Below are 20,389 nucleotides of genomic sequence, written 5' to 3'. Positions count from 1 at the left end.
TCGGTTGCCGCGCTTCCGAGCCTGGTCCCGCGTAGCCGGAGCGGCCCGTGCGTTCCGCCGCTGGCCGCCGTTGCGTGCGCTCGTCATTGCCGCCGCCGCGCGTCGTCCGGGCGGACCGTTGCGCCCCCGCGTCGCCGGCTCCGCGCGCAAACGTGGGTGCCCGCCGCGCGCCGCCCGCGCTGGAGTTAGCGCCGGGTTTCGTGTCGCCCGTGCGGCGCGCCGCGCGCGGCGCGTCCTTCGGACCGCCGGCGGCCGAAGCCGCTCGCGGCGCGCCGCCACCGGCCGCACCGGCAGGCTTGCCGTCCGGTCTGGCCGGAGCCTTGCGCACCGGCTTGCGCGCGACTGCGCTGCCGGATCGTACAGGCGCGCGCTCGGCCGACGCCGGCCGCGGATGCTTGGCTGTTAATTTCGCTCGCATAAGTTTTCTGAAACTGGGTTCACGCTGCGATCGCGCGCAGCAATTCGGTTTCGACCTGGATTTGACGCCGGTTATCGGAGAGGCCGTACCCGTCGAGCAGGAACACGTCCTCGACGCGTTCGCCAAGCGTATTGATCCGCGCCGCATGGACGCCGACCCGGTGTTCGGCCAGCACGCGCGCGATCGAATAAAGAAGGCCTGGCCGGTCGTTGGCGGACACGGACAGGATGTAGTACTGGCCGCGTTCGTCGGCCCGCAGGTCGACGCGCGGCGTAATCGGGAAGGTGCGCGACAGCCGCGACAGCCGTCCCTTCGATGGGTCCGGCAGCGTGCCGGCCGCCGCCAGGCGGATCGCCAGTTCCTGTTCGACGAGGTTCGCGATGTCGCGATAGTGAACGTCGTGCTCGGTATGCGCGACGATAAAGTTATCGAGTGCGTAGCCGTGCTTCGTCGTGCTGACGCGTGCATCGAGCACGGACAGACCGTTGCGGTCGAAGTACGCGCAGATGCCGGCAAACAGGTCAGGACGATCCTTCACATAGACGAGCACCTGCAGTGCTTCGCCGATCGGCGACGGCCGCGCGCGCACGATCGGCGTGTCGGTCTCGACATGGCGATACAGCGCGCGCGTCTGCCATGCGATATCGGCCGCGTCGTGGCGCAGGAAATAGCCGACGTCGAGTTTGTCCCACAACACCTTGTGCGCAATCTCAGGCACGGTTTCCAGACGCAGCAGCGCGAGCGCTTCCTCCTTGCGCGTCTTCATTTCGGAATGCGCATCGGGCTTCGCGCCGCCGAGCACCGACAGCGTCATACGGTAAAGGTCTTCGAGCAGCTTGCCTTTCCACGTGTTCCAGACTTTCGGGCTGGTGCCGCGGATGTCCGCGACGGTCAGCAGGTAAAGCGCGGTCAGGCGTCGCTCGTTGCCAACCAGTTCAGCAAACCGTTTGATCACTTCCGGGTCGCTCGTATCCTGCTTCTGCGCGACCTGGCTCATCGTCAGATGCTGTTCGACGAGCCACACGACGAGCGCGCTATCGTCGGCGGGAATGCCGTGCTCGCGGCAAAAGCGGCGCGCATCGGCCATGCCGAGCTTCGAGTGGTCGCCGCCACGGCCCTTCGCGATGTCGTGGAACAGCGCGGCGACATACAGCACCCACGGCCGCTCGAAATTGGTGATCAGCTGGCTGCAGAACGGGTATTCGTGCGCATGCTCGGCGATCGCGAAACGGCGCAGATTGCGCAGCACCATCAGGATGTGCTGATCGACTGTGTACACGTGATACAGGTCGTGCTGCATTTGCCCGACGATGCGCCGGAAGTTCAGCAGATAGCGGCCCAGCACGCTCGTCTGATTCATTAGACGGAACGCGTGCGTGATGCCGGCCGGCTGCTTCAGGATGGCCATGAACAGGCGCCGGTTTTCCGGGTCGCGCCGCCAGTGTTGATCCATCTTGTCGCGCGCGTTGTACAGCGCGCGCAGCGTACGTGCCGACAGGCCCTTCACACCGGGCGTTTCTTCGTACAGCAGAAAGGCTTCGAGAATCGCGCTGGGATGGCGCTCGAAGACGTCGTCGGACGTGATTTCAAGCATCCCCTGCTTTTCGACGAAGCGCTCCGAAATGACGCGCGTAATGCCACTCGTGCTCGGGAACAATTGCGCTTCGATGTTCTGGATCAGGATCGTCGCAAGCTGCGTCACCGCTTTCGCCGCCCAGTAGTAGCGGCGCATCAGCTGTTCGCTTGCGCGTTTGCCCGCGCTCGCGCTGTAGCCGAAGCTTTCCGCAAGCGGATTCTGCAAATCGAAGACGAGGATGTCCTGGCGCCGTCCGGCCAGAAGGTGCAGGCGGGCGCGCAACGTCTTCAGGAACGCCTCGTTGCGGCGCAATTCACGCGCTTCGCGCGACGTAATGAGACCGCGCGCTTCGAGCTCGCGCCAGCTGCTGCCAAAGCCCGCGGCGCGTGTGACCCACAGGATCAGCTGCAAGTCGCGCAGGCCGCCTGGGCTTTCCTTCACGTTCGGTTCGAGCGAGTACGGCGTGTCCTGAAACTTCGCGTGCCGCTGACGCATTTCCAGCACTTTCGCCTGGAAGAAGGCACGCGGATCGAGCGCATCCCGATACCGCAGCGCAAAGGCTTCGAACACCGCGGTGCTGCCGCAGATGCGTCGGGCCTCGAGCAGCGAGGTCCGCACGGTCACGTCGTTGGCCGCTTCCTCGATGCACTGCGACACAGTACGCACGCTGCTGCCGAGTTCGAGGCCGAGATCCCACGCAAGGCCGATGAACTTCTCGATGCACGCTTCGCTGCCGGGCACCGGATCGTCGGGCAGCAGCACCAGAATGTCGATATCCGAATGCGGCGCGAGTTCGCCGCGCCCGTAGCCGCCCACCGCGACCAGCGCGAACGACGCGGACAATTCGCACGCGGACCATGCGCTTTTCAGCGCGTCGTCGGTGATGCGGGCGAGCGCGCGCATCGGCGCGTCGACGTTGGCCGCCGTCTTGAAGCGCTCCAGCAACGGGTTCTTGGCCATCTTGTAGTCCGCCTTCAGCGATGTGGCTTCGGATAGGGCGGCTGGAACGCTACTCATAGGCGGGCAGGAGGGTGGCTTACGCAATCAGACGGTGGCGGCGGCCACGATCTGCGGACGCTCGGGGGTGCCGGCGGAAACGGTCAGGACTTCGTAGCCGGTCGGGGTCACGAGGATCGTATGCTCCCATTGCGCGGACAGGCTACGGTCTTTTGTCTTGACGGTCCACTGGTCAGGCATCGTGCGGATGTCGCGGCGGCCCGCGTTGATCATCGGCTCGATCGTGAAGATCATGCCGGGCTCGAGCTCGATACCGGTGCCGGGGCGCCCGTAGTGCAGCACCTGCGGCTCATCGTGGAACACCGTGCCGATGCCGTGCCCGCAGTATTCGCGCACCACGCTATAACCTTGTGCTTCCGCGTGCTTCTGGATGGCATGGCCGATATCGCCGAGATGGCCGCCCGGGCGCACCTGCTCGATGCCGAGCCACATGCATTCGTAGGTGGTCTGCACGAGCCGTTTCGCGAGAATCGATCCTTCGCCGACGATGAACATCCGGCTGGTATCGCCGAAATACCCGTTTTTGATGACTGTGACATCGATATTCAGCGTATCGCCGTTTTTCAACACCTTGTCGCCGGGGATGCCGTGACAGATCACGTCGTTCACCGACGTGCAAACCGATTTCGGGTATGGCGGGTAGCCGGGCGGCTGATAGTTGAGCGGAGCGGGCACCGTGCCTTGCACGTTCACCATATATTCGTGGCACAGACGGTCGAGTTCGCCGGTCGTGACACCAGCCTGGACGAACGGCGTGATGTAGTCGAGCACTTCGCTGCCGAGTCGGCCGGCAATGCGCATCTGCTCGATGTCCTGTTCGTTTTTGAGCGTAATAGCCATGGATTGGGCCTTCAGGTATGGCCTAAGTTGGCCTGAGATGCGGATTTATCGCGGAATTATCGCACCATCTTCCCGCGGCCGCAGGCTTTTGCAAGCTGGGCGGGCGTCACGATAAGCGGTCGGCGGTTCGTCAGTGGCTCGAATCGGGCGGTGAAAACCTGATTGTCGCGCGCATGGCGCTCAGGTGGTGACCGTTCCACGGCGGGGTCGACCTGGGCCGTGTCAGGCGTTTTTGCGTGATCCCGCGCTTTTTCGGCTCGTATTGCCGCCTGCCCGGCGCTCGCCTTACGTCCGGCTTGAGCGCCCTTGCGCATTGGGCTTCGCGTGCGCTTCGCATCCCGTTTCGCAGGTTGAGTCGTGCAATAGTCGCGTGCTATAATCTTTGGCTAAGTCGCTCGCCAGTTTTTATTTTTGTCCTGCCCACGCCTGAAAGCAAAGGCAGGGCAGCGGCAGGCGGCTCACTCGCAAGCCGGCGCACCCAGGGTGTTCGCGGCGTCAGGTCTTCTCCAGGTCTGTATGGGCAGTGTGCGGCGCGGTAAGGCGCGCAGCCCATTGGCCAACCGGTGAAGTCCGCGCCACGAATACGGCAGCCGGCTTTAGACCCAACCCTCGCGGAGATTTTGTTCATGGCAGTTACCATGCGTCAAATGCTGGAAGCCGGTGTCCACTTTGGTCACCAGACCCGCTTCTGGAACCCCAGGATGGCCCCGTTCATCTTCGGTCATCGCAACAAGATTCACATCATCAACCTCGAAAAAACGCTGCCGATGTACAACGACGCGCTGAAGTACGTGCGTCAGCTGGCGGCAAACCGCGGCACGATCCTGTTCGTTGGCACGAAGCGCCAGTCGCGTGACACGATCGCGGAAGCCGCGCAGCGCGCGGGCATGCCGTTCGTGAACGCACGTTGGCTCGGCGGCATGCTGACCAACTTCAAGACGCTGAAGGTATCGATCAAGCGCCTGAAGGACATGGAAACGGCGGTCGAGGCGGGTGAGCTCGAGAAAATGAGCAAGAAGGAAGCGCTGCTGTTCGAACGCGAAATCGCGAAGCTGCAGAAGTCGATCGGCGGCGTGAAGGACATGGGCGGCATTCCGGACGCGATCTTCGTGGTCGACGTCGGTTACCACAAGATTGCCGTGACCGAAGCGAACAAGCTGGGCGTGCCGGTTATCGCGGTGGTCGATACGAACCACTCGCCGGAAGGTGTCGATTACGTGATCCCGGGCAACGACGACGCGAGCAAGGCCGTGACGCTGTATGCGCAAGGCGTGGCCGACGCGATCCTCGAAGGCCGTGCGAACGCGGTCAACGAAGTGGTGCAGGCAGCTCGCGGCGGTGACGACGGCGACGAGTTCGTCGAGGTCAACGGGGAAGCGTAACGCGACCCGGGTCCGGCAAAAAAGGGGGCTTGCTAGAGGCCCCCTTTTTTTAGGCCGCGGCCATTGCGTGTTGTCCGCTTCCCGTCCGCATGTCGCCCGCGCGTTGGTGCGATTGGTGTGGAGAGGAAGGCAGCACAGCAAGCAAAGTCAGGCAGCAATCACGTAGCAAGCGAAGTGGTAGGCGTGGCGTACCGATGTAGCAGATGGCACGGTGTGCGACGCGCGAAACGGATCTTCGTCGACGGCAGGCGGCTCGCAGTGCGAAGCACGGCCGGCGGCGCGACAAGGACAGACTCAAGGAGCGAATGATGGCGGCAATTACCGCAAGCATGGTTGCAGAACTGCGCGCGAAGACCGATGCGCCGATGATGGAATGCAAGAAGGCGCTGACCGAAGCCGACGGCGACATGGCGCGTGCGGAAGAACTGCTGCGCGTGAAGCTCGGCAACAAGGCCAGCAAGGCCGCATCGCGTGTGACGGCCGAAGGCGTGATCGCATCGCATATCGGCGGCAACGCGGGTGCGATCGTCGAACTGAACTGCGAAACCGACTTCGTCTCGAAGAACGACGATTTCAACGCGTTCTCGAAGCAGGTCGCGGAACTGATCGCGACGAAGAACCCGGCTGACGTGGCGGCACTGTCGGCGCTGACGCTCAACGGCGAAACGGTCGACGCGGTGCGCCTCGCGCTGGTCGGCAAGATCGGCGAAAACCTGTCGATTCGCCGCTTCGCGCGTTTCGAAACGCCAAACAAACTGGTTTCGTACCTGCACGGCACGCGCATTGGCGTGCTGGTCGAGTACACGGGCGCGGACGAACAGGTCGGCAAGGACGTCGCGATGCATATCGCCGCGATGAAGCCGGTCTCGCTGTCGGCTGACGAAGTGCCCGTCGATCTGATCGCGAAAGAGCGCAGCATTGCCGAACAGAAGGCAGCCGAGTCGGGCAAGCCGGCGGAAATCGTCGCGAAGATGGTCGACGGCAGCGTGCAGAAGTATCTGAAGGAAGTGTCGCTGCTGAACCAGCCGTTCGTGAAGAACGACAAGCAGACCATCGAGCAGATGCTCAAAGCAGCTGGCACCAGCGTGCAGAAGTTCGCGCTGTTCGTGGTCGGCGAGGGCATCGAGAAGCGCCAGGACGATTTCGCCGCCGAAGTGGCTGCGCAGGTCGCTGCTGCAAAGCAGCAATAAGCGCTAAGGTAGCAGGCAGGTAGCAGACGGTTTCATTTTTTACGTTTCACGCTGCTGCACCGTTGTACCCGCGGCGACGGCTTATGTCGCCGCGGTCGGCAGCGACGCCGGATGGCCCGGCGCAGCGCAATCCGCGGTGGCGGGTTGGCGTGCGGGCCGGTGTCTGTGCAACCCGCGCCACGCGCGTGGTACCGACGCCCGATGAATTTGGCGGCGCTTGCCCGAACCAGCATTTCACCCCTACAGTTCCACGTTGTTGTCTACTGCGCGATCTGGATATCTCTATGCCCACTGCCTATAAACGCGTCCTCCTGAAACTCTCCGGCGAAGCCCTGATGGGCGACGATGCCTTCGGCATCAATCGCGCGACGATCGAAAGAATGGTGGCGGACGTGGCCGAGGTGGTGCGGCTCGGTACGCAACTGGCCGTCGTGATCGGCGGCGGCAATATTTTCCGCGGTGTCGCGGGCGGTGCGGCCGGCATGGACCGCGCGACGGCCGACTACATGGGCATGCTCGCGACGATGATGAACGCGCTTGCGCTGCAGGACGCGATGCGTCACGCGGGCATTGAGGCGCGTGTGCAGTCGGCGCTGCGGATGGATCAGGTGGTCGAACCTTACATCCGCCCGCGCGCGATCCGTCAGCTTGAAGAGGGCAAGGTCGTGATCTTCGCGGCCGGCACCGGCAATCCGTTCTTTACGACCGATACGGCCGCTGCGCTGCGCGGCTCGGAGGTCGGTGCGGAAGTCGTGCTGAAGGCCACCAAGGTGGACGGCGTGTACTCGGCTGATCCGCGCAAGGACGCGTCGGCCACTCGTTACACGACAATCAGTTTCGATGAGGCAATTGGCCGCAACCTGCAGGTGATGGACGCAACCGCGTTCGCGCTGTGCCGCGACCAGAAGCTGCCGATCCGCGTGTTTTCGATCGTCAAGCCGGGTGCGTTGAAGCGCATCGTGCAAGGCGAAGACGAAGGCACCCTCGTGCACGTGTAAACTCCTTGTCACATCAGCTGGGCTCGAGTGCGAGCCCGGGCCTCGGCGTTTCGCCTGCTGGCCGGCTCGCATCGTTTTGAAGGTTCGGAGGTTTAATCATGTCTGTGGCTGACACCAAGAAAGGCGCTGAGCAGAAAATGCAGCGCTCGATCGACGCGTTCAAGAATGACCTGTCGAAGATCCGCACGGGCCGTGCGCACACGGGGCTGCTCGATCACATCCAGGTCGACTATTACGGCTCGCCCGTGCCGATTTCGCAGGTCGCGAACCTGACGCTCGTCGATGCGCGCACGATCGGCGTGCAGCCGTGGGAAAAGAAAATGGTCAGCGTGGTCGAAAAGGCCATTCGCGAATCGGACCTGGGCCTGAATCCCGCTACGCAAGGCGACGTGATCCGCGTGCCGATGCCCGCGTTGACCGAAGAGCGCCGCCGCGAGCTGACCAAGATCGTCAAGAGCGAAGGCGAAACCGCGAAGGTTGCCGTGCGCAATCTGCGCCGCGATGCGAACGAGCAATTGAAAAAGCTCGTGAAAGACAAAGAGATTTCCGAAGACGAAGAGCGCCGCGCCGGTGACGACGTGCAGAAACTGACGGACAAATTCGTCGCGGAAATCGACAAACTCGTGCAGACGAAAGAAGCCGAGATCATGACGGTCTGATGCCGCGCGGCATCGGCACCTTCAAGTCTTTACTTCTTTATTTGCAGAGTCACTTCCCGACGGCCATGACCTATACCAGTTCAACCGTTCTCGTGCCTGATGTCTCGGCTGTGCCGCGTCACATCGCGATCATCATGGACGGCAACGGCCGTTGGGCGACGCAGCGCCGGCTGCCGCGCGTGGCCGGCCATTCGCGCGGCGTCGACGCGGTGCGCGCGACCGTTGAAGCATGCGCGCGCTGCGGCGTCGAATACCTGACGCTCTTTGCATTCAGTTCCGAAAACTGGCGGCGTCCGGAAGACGAAGTGTCGTTTCTGATGCGCCTTTTTGTCACGGCGCTCGAGCGCGAGATCGGCAAGCTGCACGCGAACGGCATCAGGCTGCGCGTGGTCGGTGACCTGTCCGCGTTCGACCGGCGTATCCAGGATCTGATCCGCCGTGCGGAAACCAGGACGGCACGCAATACGCGACTCACGCTGACGATCGCCGCGAACTACGGTGGCCGCTGGGACATCATGCAGGCGACGCGCAAACTGGTCGATCAGGCGGCGCTCGCGGGGCGTCCTGTTGAAGTCAACGAGGAAGCGTTTAGCGAACATCTGGCGATGGCGTACGCGCCGGAGCCGGATCTCTTTATCCGCACCGGCGGCGAGCAGCGCGTCAGCAACTTCCTGCTGTGGCAGCTCGCGTACACCGAGTTCTATTTCACCGATACGTTCTGGCCGGATTTCGATGCCGACGCGCTGGGTCACGCGATCGCTTCGTATGCCGAGCGGGAGCGCCGCTTCGGCCGCACCAGCGCGCAGCTCGACACGCAGTCGCCGCAGTCGCAGAACGCCGATTCGCTTTCATGCTAAAGACCCGTGTCATCACGGCGATCGTTCTGCTGGCGGTGCTATTGCCGGTCACGCTGTTTGCGCCGATCGGCGCATTTGGCGCCCTGATCGCATTCGTCGTCGTATTTGCGGCATGGGAGTGGGCGCGGCTGTTGAAGGTGACGGGCGCGGGTCCCGTCGTCTACGCAATCATCGCGGCGCTCGCACTGGTCGCGAGCACAAAACTCGGCGTCGGCTATGTTGCACCGCGGCCGCTGTTTGAAGCCGCAGCGATTTTCTGGGTGCTGGTCGGCCCGTTTGTGCTGATTCGCAAGCCGGTGCTCGCGCAAGGCGGCTGGCGTCTGTTTCTGCTTGCCGCGGGCATCGTCGCGTTCGCCGCGTGCTGGCATGCGCTGGTGGCCGCCCGTGTGACCGGCGTTGCCTTCGTGCTATCGCTGTTGCTGGTGGTATGGCTGGCCGATATCGGCGCATACTTTGCCGGTAAGGCTTTCGGCAAGCATAAGCTGGCGCCGGCAATCAGCCCCGGCAAGACCTGGGAGGGGGCGATCGGCGGCTGGCTCGCGGTGATCGTCGTGGCGTTCGTGTTCGCGCTGACCCGCGCATTCGAGCCGACCCTGTTTTTTACGCTGCTGGAACGCCTCGGTTCCATGCGCACGCTGATGGCGCTGACGTTGCTGGTCGCGTTTAGCGTGGTCGGCGATCTATTCGAGTCGATGTTGAAGCGCCAGGCTGGCGTCAAGGATTCGAGCGGCCTGCTGCCGGGCCATGGCGGCGTGCTCGACCGCATCGACGCGTTGTTGCCCGTGCTGCCGCTCGCGATGCTGCTGCTCGGCTAGAGAAAGAGAGATGAAAAAACGATTGACCTTGCTCGGTTCCACGGGCTCGATTGGAGACAGCACGCTCGACGTGGTGGCACGGCATCCGGAGCGTTTTTCGGTCTATGCGCTGACCGCGCACCGCAACGGCGACAAGCTGGTCGACCAGTGCCTGCGCTTCCAGCCCGAAGCGGCGGTGGTCGGCGATGCGGCGACTGCGCAGCAGGTCGCCGGCAAGCTGCGCGCGGCCGGTTGCAAGACCGAAGTGCTGCACGGACCGCAGGCGCTCGTCGACGTATCGAAGAGTGACGGCTGCGATACCGTGGTCGCGGCAATCGTCGGCGCAGCCGGCCTCGCGCCGAGCCTTGCGGCCGCGCGCGCGGGCAAGCGCATTCTGCTCGCGAACAAGGAAGCGCTCGTGATGTCGGGCGCGATCTTCATGGACGCGGCGCATGATAACGGCGCGATCCTGCTGCCGGTCGACAGCGAACACAACGCCATTTTCCAGTGCCTGCCGCGCGAAGCGGCGTTGCATGGCGGCGTGTCGAAGATCATTCTGACCGCATCGGGCGGGCCGTTTCGCACGCGCGAACCCGCCAGCCTCGTCGATGTCACGCCTGAGCAGGCGTGCAAGCATCCGAACTGGGTCATGGGCCGCAAGATTTCGGTCGACTCGGCGACGATGATGAACAAGGGCCTCGAGGTGATCGAAGCGCATTGGCTGTTCGGCCTCGCCGGCGATCGCATCGACGTGCTGATCCATCCGCAAAGCGTGATTCATTCGATGGTGTCGTACGCGGACGGATCGGTGCTTGCGCAACTGGGCAATCCCGATATGCGCACGCCGATCGCCCATGCGCTCGCGTTTCCGGAGCGCGTCGATTCCGGCGTTGCGCCGCTCGATCTCGCGCAGATCGCGACGCTCTCGTTCGAAAAGCCCGATTACACTCGCTTCCCGTGCCTTGCGCTCGCGATGAAGGCGCTCGCCGCCGGCGGCGTCGCGAGTGCGGCGCTCAATGCGGCCAATGAAATCGCCGTCGATGCGTTTCTGTCGCGCCGGATTGGTTTCACGGCCATCGCGCAAGTCGTCGATGCGGTGTTGAACGCGCTGCCGAACCGCGACGCGTCAAGCCTTGACGATGTGCTCGAAGCGGATGCTGCGGCGCGGCGCACGGCAGCATCGATGATCGACACGCTGCCGGCGCTCGCATAGCGCACGCAGCACGCCATTCAGTGAGGCGTTTATGAATCTGCTGACCGAAGTGCTCGCCTTCGTGGTCGCGATCGGCGTGCTGGTGGTCGTACACGAGTACGGTCACTACAGCGTCGCGCGTCTATGTGGCGTGAAGGTACTGCGTTTTTCGATCGGGTTCGGCAAACCGATCGTGCAGTGGGTCAGCAAGAAAAGCGGCACGCAATGGACCATTGCGATGTTGCCGCTCGGCGGCTACGTGAAGATGCTCGACGAGCGCGAAGAGGGCGTGCGCATCCCGGACGAAGAGCTCCGTTATGCGTTCAACCGGCAGTCGGTCGGCAAGCGCTTCGCGATTGTCGCGGCCGGCCCGATCGCGAACTTTCTGCTTGCGATCGTGCTGTTCGCCGCGGTGTTCGCGACCGGCGTGACGGAGCCCGCGGCGGTCGTCGCCGCGCCCGCAATGAATACGGCTGCTGCGCGCGCCGGCTTCGAAGGCGGCGAAACGGTGACCGGGGTACGCGATGCGAGCGGCGGCGAGGCCGCGCAGGTGCGTTCATGGTCCGACCTGCGCTGGAAACTGCTCGGCGCGGCATTCGATCATCGCAACGTCGTCCTGTCCGCGAAGGACAAAAACGGCACCTTCGATTTTCCGTTGAGCCTCGAAAGCCTGGGCGACAAGGAGGTCGATGACAATTTCATGTCGACCCTCGGCTTCGAACCGGGTGGCGGTACGCTGACAGTGGCCCGCGTGCAGGCGGGCAGCGCCGCGCAACGCGCGGGCCTCCAGGCGGGTGACCGGCTGCGCGCGGTCGACGGCCATCCGGCCGATAACGCGACCACGTTTATCAACTACATCAAGTCGCACGCGGACAAGCCGATCACGCTGCAAATCGAGCGCGGCGCACGCGTCACGCAATCGGGCAATCAGTCGGGCACGTTGCACACCATGACGCTCGTGCCTGCGTCGCAGCGCGATGACGCAACCGGCGAGAATGTCGGACGCATAGGCGCGGAACTGGCGACGCAGGTGCCGTCGATCGACGTGCGTTATGGGCCGCTCGAGAGCCTGCGCCTCGGTGCGAACCGCACATGGGAACTGGGCGTTTACTCGATTCGCATGTTCGGCCGGATGATTGTCGGCGAAGCTTCGCTAAAGAATCTGTCAGGCCCGGTCACGATCGCGGACTATGCGGGCAAGAGCGCAAGGCTCGGACCATCAGCATTCCTGTCATTCCTGGCGCTTGTCAGTATTAGCCTCGGCGTGCTCAACCTTTTGCCAATTCCGGTATTGGACGGGGGGCATCTGTTATATTATTTGGTTGAAGCCGTTACCGGCAAAGCCGTATCCGATCGCTGGCAGCTGGTTCTTCAACGAGCGGGACTTGCCTGCATCGTCGCGCTGTCGGCGATTGCACTGTTCAACGATCTAGCACGTTTAATCCATTTTTAAAGGTGTCAGGCGGCGTTCGCGACGACCGCCGGACCTGATGCAGCTATAACACTGGGGAAGCACGTTGTTCAAACCTCATCGCTTTGTTCCTAAAACAGTTGTAGCCGCGGCATTCGCCGCGCATGGGCTGGTCGCCCACGCAACGACACCCTTTGTGGTGCAAGACATTCGGATCGAGGGTTTGCAACGGGTCGAACCGGGCACCGTGTTCTCGTACCTGCCGATCAAGCAAGGCGACACGTTCACCGACGATAAAGCGTCCGAAGCCATCCGCGCGCTGTACGCCACCGGCTTTTTCAACGACGTCAAGATTGCGACCGAAGGCAATGTCGTGATCGTCCAGGTAGTCGAGCGTCCGGCCATCGGCACGATCGATTTCGCCGGCATTCATGAATTCGAGAAGGACAATCTGATCAAGGCGCTGCGCTCGGTCGGCCTGTCGCAAGGCCGGTACTACGACAAGGCGCTGGTCGATAAGGCCGAGCAGGAGCTGAAACGCCAATATCTGACGCGCGGTTTCTATGCGGCGGAAGTTACGACGACCGTCACGCCGATCGACCGCAATCGCGTCGGTCTGCTGTTCTCGGTGGTCGAAGGGCCGAATGCGAAGATCCGCCAGATCAACTTCATCGGCAACAAGGCTTTCAGTACCGGCACGCTGCGCGACGAAATGCAGCTGTCGACGCCGAACTGGTTTTCCTGGTACACGAAGAACGACCTGTACTCGAAGGAAAAGCTCACGGGCGACCTCGAAAACGTGCGGTCGTACTACCTGAATCGCGGCTACCTCGAGTTCAACATCGAGTCGACCCAGGTGTCGATTACGCCCGACAAGAAGGACATGTACCTGACCATCACGCTGCACGAGGGCGAGCCGTACACGATCTCGAGCATCAAGCTGGCGGGAAATCTGCTCGATCGCGAAGCGGAGCTCACAAAGCTGATCAAGATCAAGCCGGGCGACCGTTTCTCGGCGGAAAAGCTGCAGGCCACCACGAAGGCGATCGTCGACAAGCTCGGCGAATACGGCTATGCGTTCGCGACCGTCAATGCGCTGCCGCAGATCGATCAGGAGCATCACACGGTCGACCTGACGCTGCAGGTGGACCCGAGCCGCCGCGTCTACGTGCGCCGCGTCAATGTGACGGGCAACACGCGCACGCGCGACGAAGTCGTGCGCCGCGAAATGCGCCAGCTCGAAAGCTCATGGTTCGATTCGAACCGCCTCGCGCTGTCGAAGGACCGGATCAACCGCCTCGGCTACTTTACCGACGTCGACGTGACGACCGTGCCGGTCGAAGGCACGCCCGACCAGGTCGACGTCGACGTGAAAGTGGCCGAAAAGCCGACTGGCGCGATTACGCTCGGCGCCGGTTTCTCGTCGACGGACAAGGTCGTACTGTCGGCCGGTGTGTCGCAGGACAACGTGTTCGGTTCCGGCACCAGCCTGTCGGTCAACGTGAACACCGCGAAGACGTACCGCACGCTGACGGTCACGCAGGTCGACCCGTACTTCACGGTCGACGGCATCAAGCGGATCACCGACGTCTACTACCGCACGTACGAGCCGCTGTTCTATTCGACCGATTCGAGCTTCCGGATCGTCACGGTGGGTGGCGACCTGAAGTTCGGTATCCCGTTCTCCGAAGTCGATACGGTCTTCTTCGGCATCGGCTTCGAGCAGAACACGCTCGACGTCGACGCGAATACGCCGCAGACGTACAAGAACTACGTGAACGACTTCGGCCGCGTATCGAATAACGTGCCACTGACAGTCGGCTGGTCGCGCGACAATCGCGATAGCGCACTGGTGCCGAGCCGCGGTTACTTCACGCAGGCGAATGCCGAATACGGTACGCCGGTCGGCGGCACGCAGTACTACAAGGCGGATTTGCAGGCGCAGTACTATTACTCGTTTTCGCGCGGCTTCGTGCTCGGCTTCAACGTGCAGGGCGGCTACGGTAAGGGTATCGGCAATCCGTTCCCGATCTTCAAGAACTACTACGCCGGTGGTATCGGTTCGGTGCGCGGCTATGAGCCGAGCTCGCTGGGTCCGCGCGATACGACCACAGGCGATCCGGTCGGCGGTAACAAGATGTTCGTCAGCAATATCGAGCTGACCTTCCCGCTGCCGGGTACGGGCTACGACCGCACGCTGCGCGTGTTCACGTTCCTCGATGCAGGTAACGTCTGGGGCGACCCGTCCCAGGGCGGCAATACGACGGTCGGCTCGAACGGCCTGCGCTACGCTTACGGTTTTGGTCTCGCGTGGATTTCGCCGATCGGGCCGCTCAAGCTGAGCTTGGGCTTCCCGCTGCAGAAGCACGCCGGCGACCAGTATCAGAAGTTCCAGTTCCAGATCGGGACGGCATTCTGATCGGACGAACGGCGACCCTTACAGTATCGAGAGGATGACTTTGCTAACCGGTATGATTTCGAAACGTGTGGCGTGTGCACTGGCGCTGGCCGTGACGCTCGGCGTGGGCCTCGTGCAAGCCGCGCAGGCGCAGGAAGCGCGTATCGCGGCGGTCAATTCCGACCGCATCCTGCGCGAGTCGGCGGCGGCGAAGGCGGCACAGGCGAAGCTCGAAGCCGAGTTCGCAAAGCGCGACAAGGATCTGCAGGACATGGCATCGCGCCTGAAAACGATGTCCGATGCGCTCGACAAGAACGGCGCGTCGATGTCGCCGACGGATCGCGCGCAGAAGCAGCGCGATCTGTCGCAGCTCGATACCGACTTCCAGCGCAAGCAGCGCGAGTTCCGCGAAGATCTGAACCAGCGCCGCAACGAAGAACTGGCCGCGGTGCTCGACCGTGCGAACAAGGTCATCAAACAGATCGCGGAGCAGCAGCACTACGATCTGATCGTACAGGAAGCCGTGTATGTGAGCCCGCGCATCGACATCACCGACCAGGTGTTAAAGGCGCTCGCCGCGCCGAACAGTACTAACTGACTGAAGCGAACGAATCAAGCGAATCAGGCGAATCAGGCAAGGCAACAACGAAGAAAAAGCAGCACGCCGGTATCGGCGCATTTCAGCCCGGTACCTTTCAAGCGCCAACCTGGGCGCTAACCGAAATCAGGAGCAGTACACGCATGGCTTTTACGCTCGAGGAGATTGCGGCACGCTTTGGCGGCGACATTGTCGGAGACCGCACGCATCGCGTCAGCAACCTGGCGCCGCTGGATCAGGCTGGGCCGGAACATCTGGCGTTCCTCGCGAACCCCAAATACCTGTCGCAGGTCGACACGACCCAGGCGGGCGCCGTGCTGATCAACGCGGACGACCTGGCGAAGCTCGCGTCGCCCGATGGACGTAACTTCATCGTCACGCCGAACCCGTACGCCTACTTCGCGCGCGTCGCACAGGCCTTCATTGATCTCGCGGCGCCGAAAGCGGTGCCCGGCGTGCATCCGCGCGCCAACGTGGACCCGTCGGCGAAGGTCGCGGCGAGTGCGGTGATCGGACCGAACGTGACGGTCGAGGCTGGCGCGGTGATTGGCGAAAATGTGCGCCTCGATGCGAATGTGTTCATCGGCCGCGGTACGCGGATCGGCGCGGGGTCGCATCTGTACCCGAATGTGACCGTGTACCATGGCTGCGCCGTCGGCGAGCGTGCGATCGTGCAGGCCGGCGCGGTAATTGGCTCCGATGGCTTCGGCTTCGCGCCGGATTTCGTCGGCGAGGGCGATGCGCGCACGGGTAGCTGGGTCAAGATTCCACAGGTCGGCGGCGTGACGATCGGCCCGGATGTCGAAATCGGCGCCAACACGACGATCGACCGCGGGGCGATGGCCGATACCGTGATCGAGGAGTGCGTGAAAATCGATAACCTCGTGCAAATCGCGCACAATTGCCGGATCGGCGCGTACACCGTGATCGCGGGCTGCGCGGGTATCGCGGGTAGCACGACGATCGGCAAGCACTGTATGATCGGCGGCGCAGTCGGCATCGCCGGCCATGTGACGCTCGGCGACTACGTAATTATCACCGCGAAGTCGGGTGTGTCGAAGTCGTTGCTGAAGCCGGGGTTGTACACAAGTGCATTTCCGGCAGTCGATCATGCTGAGTGGAACAAAAGCGCGGCGCTGCTGCGTAATCTCGACAAGATGCGCGACCGGATCAAGGCGCTCGAAGCCGCCGTGGCGGCACAGGCGGGCGACGGTAACGCGTAGCGCGGGCCGCGAGCAACAACGAACAAGAAGGGAGCAGAAACGCACTATCAGAAGCGCCGGCCGTGACCGCCCGATGGCGGCATGGCACTCAGGGCGCCGCCGCAGTCACCGGGGCATGGTGAACGCAGGACCGGGGAACGCAAGCCCGGGAATGCAAACCCGATACAAGCTCGAAGCGAACCCGGCGACGGCACGTGATCTATTCGCCTGCACCAGCATCCAAAAGTTATCGTCGCACGATCGATGACGATACTGAGCGTGAACCGAAATACCATGAGCACCGAAAAAATCAACCTCGACATTCACAAGATTCTGACGCTACTGCCGCATCGCTATCCGATCCTGCTGGTCGACCGCGTGATCGAGCTCGAACCGCACAAAGCGATCAAGGCGCTGAAGAATGTCACGATCAACGAGCCGTACTTCATGGGGCACTTTCCGAAGCGCCCGGTGATGCCCGGTGTGCTGATTCTCGAAGCGCTCGCGCAGACGGCCGCGCTGCTGACGTTCGCGGAAGAACCGCACGATCCGGACAATACGCTGTATCTGTTCGTCGGCATCGATAACGCACGCTTCAAGCGGGTCGTCGAACCGGGCGACCAGCTGATTCTGAACGTGACGTTCGAGCGTCATATGCGTGGCATCTGGAAGTTCAAGGCGCGCGCCGAAGTCGACGGCGCGGTGGCGGCGGAAGCGGATCTGATGTGCGCGGTGCGCACGTCGGACGAGGGCTGACGGCGGCGACGCAACGGTGCTGACGGCAATTCCGTGTCGAGATGCGACGCGGCACGGCACGACGGCGGCGCGCCCCGCGCTCCCAGCTTCCGGTTTGCGTCGAAAGCAGCCGCGGCAAGTCGGCCAGAAGGACAGCAGCGACATCAGCGACATCAGCGATTTCGACGATCGCCATCGACGTACCGCGTGATGCGTCGCCGGCATTGCGAAACGCCAACTGAAATACAAGCGAGGGCGCATGAGCAGGATTCATCCCACTGCGATCATCGAACCGGGTGCACAGCTCGACGACACGGTCGAAATCGGACCGTATGCGATCGTCGGCGCGCACGTGACGATCGGCGCGCGGACCACCGTCGGTTCGCATAGCGTGATCGAAGGCCACACGACGCTCGGCGAGGACAACCAGATCGGGCACTTCGCGTCGATCGGCGGCCGGCCGCAGGACATGAAGTACAAGGGCGAGCCGACCCGGCTCGCGATCGGCCACCGCAATATGATCCGCGAGTTCACGACGATCCACACCGGCACCGTGCAGGACACCGGCATCACGACGCTCGGCGACGACAACTGGATCATGGCGTACGTGCATATCGGCCACGACTGCCAGGTCGGCAGTAACGTGATTCTGTCGAGCAATGCGCAGATGGCGGGGCACGTGATCATCGGCGACCATGCGATCGTCGGCGGCATGTCGGGCGTCCACCAGTTCGTGCGGATCGGCGCGCATTCGATGCTCGGCGGCGCGTCGGCGCTCGTGCAGGACGTTCCGCCGTTCGTGATCGCGGCCGGCAATAAAGCGGAGCCTCACGGCATCAACGTCGAAGGGCTGCGCCGGCGCGGCTTTTCGGCGGACGCGATTTCGGCGCTGCGTTCGGCGTACCGGCTGCTGTACAAGAACGGCCTGTCGCTCGAAGAGGCGAAGCTCCAGTTGCGCGAGCTTGCGTCCGCGGGCGGCGACGGCGACGAAGCGGTGCGTGCATTCGTCGACTTCGTCGAATCGTCGCAGCGCGGCATCATCCGCTAACGCGCAATGTCGCTGCAATCCAGTCAGCCGCGGCTTGCGATGGTGGCCGGCGAACCGTCCGGCGATATCCTCGGCGCGGCGCTGCTCGACGGCCTCGCGGCCCGGCTGCCCGAGGCACGCAGCTATGGGATCGGCGGCCCGCGCATGATCGCGCACGGCTTCGATGCGCATTTCCCGATGGAAAAGCTGACGGTGCGCGGCTATGTCGAAGCGCTGCGGCATATCCCCGAGATTCTCGGGATCCGTAATGAATTAAAGCGTCAGCTGCTTGCGGACCCGCCCGACGCGTTCGTCGGCGTCGACGCGCCAGACTTCAATTTCGGCCTCGAACACGCGCTGCGCGAGCACGGCATTCCGACCGTGCATCTGGTCTGTCCGTCGATCTGGGCGTGGCGTGGCGGGCGCATCAAGAAGATCGCCAAAGCGGTCGACCATATGCTGTGCGTGTTTCCGTTCGAGAAGCCGCTGCTCGAAAAGGCAGGCGTCGCCGCGACGTATGTCGGCCATCCGCTTGCGGACCAGATTCCGCTCGAACCTGATGTGGCCGGCGCGCGCGTGACGCTTGGCTTGCCCGCGAGCGGCCCGGTGATCGGCGTGCTGCCGGGCAGCCGTCGCTCGGAAATCGAGCTGATCGGCCCGACGTTTTTCGACGCGATGGCGCTGATGCAGCAGCGCGAGCCGGGCGTGCGCTTTGTGATGCCGGCCGCGACGCCGGCGCTGCGCGAGTTGCTCAAGCCGCTCGTCGATGCGCACCCTACGCTGGCGCTGACGCTGATCGACGGCAACGCACAACTTGCGATGACGGCCGCCGATGCGCTGCTCGTCAAAAGTGGCACGGTGACGCTCGAAGCGGCACTGCTGAAAAAGCCGATGGTGATTTCATACAAGGTGCCGTGGCTGACCGGGCAGATCATGCGGCGGCAAGGCTACCTGCCGTATGTCGGTTTGCCGAACATCCTCGCGGGGCGCTTTGTGGTGCCCGAAATCCTGCAGCATTTCGCGACGCCGCAAGCGCTCGCCGATGCAACGCTGACCCAGTTGCGGGACGACGCAAACCGGCGCACGCTGACGGAAATCTTCACGGAAATGCATCACGTGCTGAAGCAGAACACCGCACAGCGCGCGGCGGAAGCCGTCGCGCAGGTCGTCGAATCGCGCAAGGGGCGGGGATGAGCGATACGCCGCCGCGCCGCGCGAAGGTCGTCGTGGCCAAAACCGCTAGCCCCGGCAAGACTGCGAAAGCGGGCCGCACAGGTGCGGGCAGCACGTTGACGGTCGTGCAGGCGGGGCTCGACTTCGAGTCGCCGCTCGATATTATCTGCGGCGTCGACGAGGCGGGGCGCGGGCCGCTCGCGGGGCCGGTGGTGGCGGCCGCGGTCATTCTCGATCCGAAGCGGCGCATTCGCGGCCTCGACGATTCGAAGGTGCTCACCGCGAAGAAGCGTGAGGCGTTATACGACAAGATCGTCGAGCGTTCGCTCGCGTGGTGTGTCGCGTCCGCGTCGGTCGATGAAATCGATACGCTGAACATCCTGCACGCAACCATGCTCGCAATGAAGCGCGCGGTCGAAGGGCTGTCTATGGTGCCGACGCTCGCGAAGATCGACGGCAACCGCTGCCCGGTGCTGAGCGTGCGTAGCGAGGCGATCGTCAGCGGCGATGCGCTGGTGCCTTGCATTTCGGCTGCGTCGATTCTCGCAAAGGTCACGCGCGACCGGATGCTGCTGGACCTGCATCAGTCATTCCCGATGTATGGGTTCGATGCGCACGCGGGCTACGGCACGCCACAGCATCTGCTCGCGCTGCGCGAACACGGGCCTTGCGAGCATCATCGGCGTTCGTTCGCGCCGGTGCGCGAAGCACATATCCGGCTTGGCCTGGCGCTCAACGATCTGCCGCCGGAAACCGCGGTGGTCGATCCGCCCGCGTTCGGCGCCGATGCGTTCGACGATGCGCCGCTCGATCTCGATAGCCCGCCGTTCTGATCCCGCGCGTTCGTGCTTGAGCATGGCGGGCGTGGCGGTAGCGCACGCGTCGCCGATAAGGTAAGCCGCCGGTTCTGAAGCCACTCCGT

General features: G+C 63.4%; 17 protein-coding genes. 15 read left to right on the top strand and 2 right to left on the bottom strand.

All coding sequences use genetic code 11. The annotated features are described in order from the left end of the window. Positions 1 to 437: 437 nt before the first annotated feature. Both BX592_RS25660 and map read right to left on the bottom strand, forming a co-directional pair. Positions 438 to 3,011, bottom strand: coding sequence for a [protein-PII] uridylyltransferase (locus BX592_RS25660; protein ID WP_134195918.1), 2,574 nt, complete (start codon positions 3,009 to 3,011; stop codon positions 438 to 440). Positions 3,012 to 3,038: 27 nt separating this feature from the next. After that, on the bottom strand, positions 3,039 to 3,851 hold the full coding sequence (map, locus tag BX592_RS25655) for a type I methionyl aminopeptidase (protein ID WP_134195916.1): 813 nt from the start codon (positions 3,849 to 3,851) through the stop codon (positions 3,039 to 3,041). A 626-nt stretch (positions 3,852 to 4,477) separates the two neighbouring features. On the opposite strand from map, the gene rpsB reads away from it, so the two are divergent. The 15 genes from rpsB to rnhB all read left to right on the top strand — a co-directional run bounded on the left by rpsB (position 4,478) and on the right by rnhB (position 20,300). Then, complete coding sequence (gene rpsB, locus BX592_RS25650; RefSeq protein WP_134195914.1) at positions 4,478 to 5,233, top strand: 30S ribosomal protein S2; 756 nt, start codon at positions 4,478 to 4,480, stop codon at positions 5,231 to 5,233. A 308-nt stretch (positions 5,234 to 5,541) separates the two neighbouring features. Further along, positions 5,542 to 6,423 (top strand): translation elongation factor Ts, encoded by an 882-nt coding sequence (tsf, locus tag BX592_RS25645; RefSeq protein WP_134195912.1) that lies wholly within the window; start codon positions 5,542 to 5,544, stop codon positions 6,421 to 6,423. 284 nt (positions 6,424 to 6,707) lie between these two features. Then, positions 6,708 to 7,421: a UMP kinase gene (pyrH, locus tag BX592_RS25635; protein ID WP_134195908.1), complete on the top strand. Its 714-nt coding sequence runs from the start codon at positions 6,708 to 6,710 to the stop codon at positions 7,419 to 7,421. A gap of 98 nt (positions 7,422 to 7,519) precedes the next feature. Further along, positions 7,520 to 8,080, top strand: coding sequence for a ribosome recycling factor (frr, locus tag BX592_RS25630; protein ID WP_134195906.1), 561 nt, complete (start codon positions 7,520 to 7,522; stop codon positions 8,078 to 8,080). A gap of 65 nt (positions 8,081 to 8,145) precedes the next feature. Further along, positions 8,146 to 8,937, top strand: a complete 792-nt coding sequence (uppS, locus tag BX592_RS25625; protein WP_134195903.1) for a polyprenyl diphosphate synthase — start codon at positions 8,146 to 8,148, stop codon at positions 8,935 to 8,937. Then, the gene (locus tag BX592_RS25620; RefSeq protein ID WP_134195901.1) at positions 8,931 to 9,752 is read left to right on the top strand and encodes a phosphatidate cytidylyltransferase; all 822 of its coding nucleotides are present in this window, start codon (positions 8,931 to 8,933) and stop codon (positions 9,750 to 9,752) included. Before uppS ends, BX592_RS25620 begins: the two co-directional genes overlap by 7 nt. Positions 9,753 to 9,762: 10 nt before the next feature. Further along, a complete protein-coding gene (locus BX592_RS25615; protein WP_134195899.1) occupies positions 9,763 to 10,944 on the top strand; it encodes a 1-deoxy-D-xylulose-5-phosphate reductoisomerase in 1,182 nt (393 codons plus the stop codon). 31 nt (positions 10,945 to 10,975) lie between these two features. Beyond that, entirely contained in the window at positions 10,976 to 12,376 is a 1,401-nt protein-coding gene (rseP, locus tag BX592_RS25610; RefSeq protein ID WP_134195897.1) for an RIP metalloprotease RseP, read from the top strand. A gap of 64 nt (positions 12,377 to 12,440) precedes the next feature. Then, on the top strand, positions 12,441 to 14,753 hold the full coding sequence (bamA, locus tag BX592_RS25605; RefSeq protein ID WP_134195895.1) for an outer membrane protein assembly factor BamA: 2,313 nt from the start codon (positions 12,441 to 12,443) through the stop codon (positions 14,751 to 14,753). 34 nt (positions 14,754 to 14,787) lie between these two features. Continuing rightward, on the top strand, positions 14,788 to 15,330 hold the full coding sequence (locus BX592_RS25600) for an OmpH/Skp family outer membrane protein (protein WP_208327976.1): 543 nt from the start codon (positions 14,788 to 14,790) through the stop codon (positions 15,328 to 15,330). 143 nt (positions 15,331 to 15,473) lie between these two features. Continuing rightward, positions 15,474 to 16,553, top strand: a complete 1,080-nt coding sequence (lpxD, locus tag BX592_RS25595; RefSeq protein WP_134195893.1) for a UDP-3-O-(3-hydroxymyristoyl)glucosamine N-acyltransferase — start codon at positions 15,474 to 15,476, stop codon at positions 16,551 to 16,553. 273 nt (positions 16,554 to 16,826) lie between these two features. After that, positions 16,827 to 17,288 (top strand): 3-hydroxyacyl-ACP dehydratase FabZ, encoded by a 462-nt coding sequence (gene fabZ / locus BX592_RS25590; protein WP_134195891.1) that lies wholly within the window; start codon positions 16,827 to 16,829, stop codon positions 17,286 to 17,288. A 238-nt stretch (positions 17,289 to 17,526) separates the two neighbouring features. Then, the gene (gene lpxA / locus BX592_RS25585) at positions 17,527 to 18,315 is read left to right on the top strand and encodes an acyl-ACP--UDP-N-acetylglucosamine O-acyltransferase (RefSeq protein ID WP_134195889.1); all 789 of its coding nucleotides are present in this window, start codon (positions 17,527 to 17,529) and stop codon (positions 18,313 to 18,315) included. Between the two features lie 6 nt (positions 18,316 to 18,321). Beyond that, entirely contained in the window at positions 18,322 to 19,488 is a 1,167-nt protein-coding gene (gene lpxB / locus BX592_RS25580) for a lipid-A-disaccharide synthase (protein ID WP_134195887.1), read from the top strand. After that, a complete protein-coding gene (rnhB, locus tag BX592_RS25575; RefSeq protein ID WP_134195885.1) occupies positions 19,485 to 20,300 on the top strand; it encodes a ribonuclease HII in 816 nt (271 codons plus the stop codon). Before lpxB ends, rnhB begins: the two co-directional genes overlap by 4 nt. Positions 20,301 to 20,389: the final 89 nt, after the last annotated feature.

Source organism: Paraburkholderia rhizosphaerae, from assembly GCF_004366595.1.
GTDB lineage: Bacteria > Pseudomonadota > Gammaproteobacteria > Burkholderiales > Burkholderiaceae > Paraburkholderia > Paraburkholderia rhizosphaerae.
Note: the sequence above shows the minus strand (reverse complement) of the source record. Positions and strands in the feature narration are given on the sequence as shown.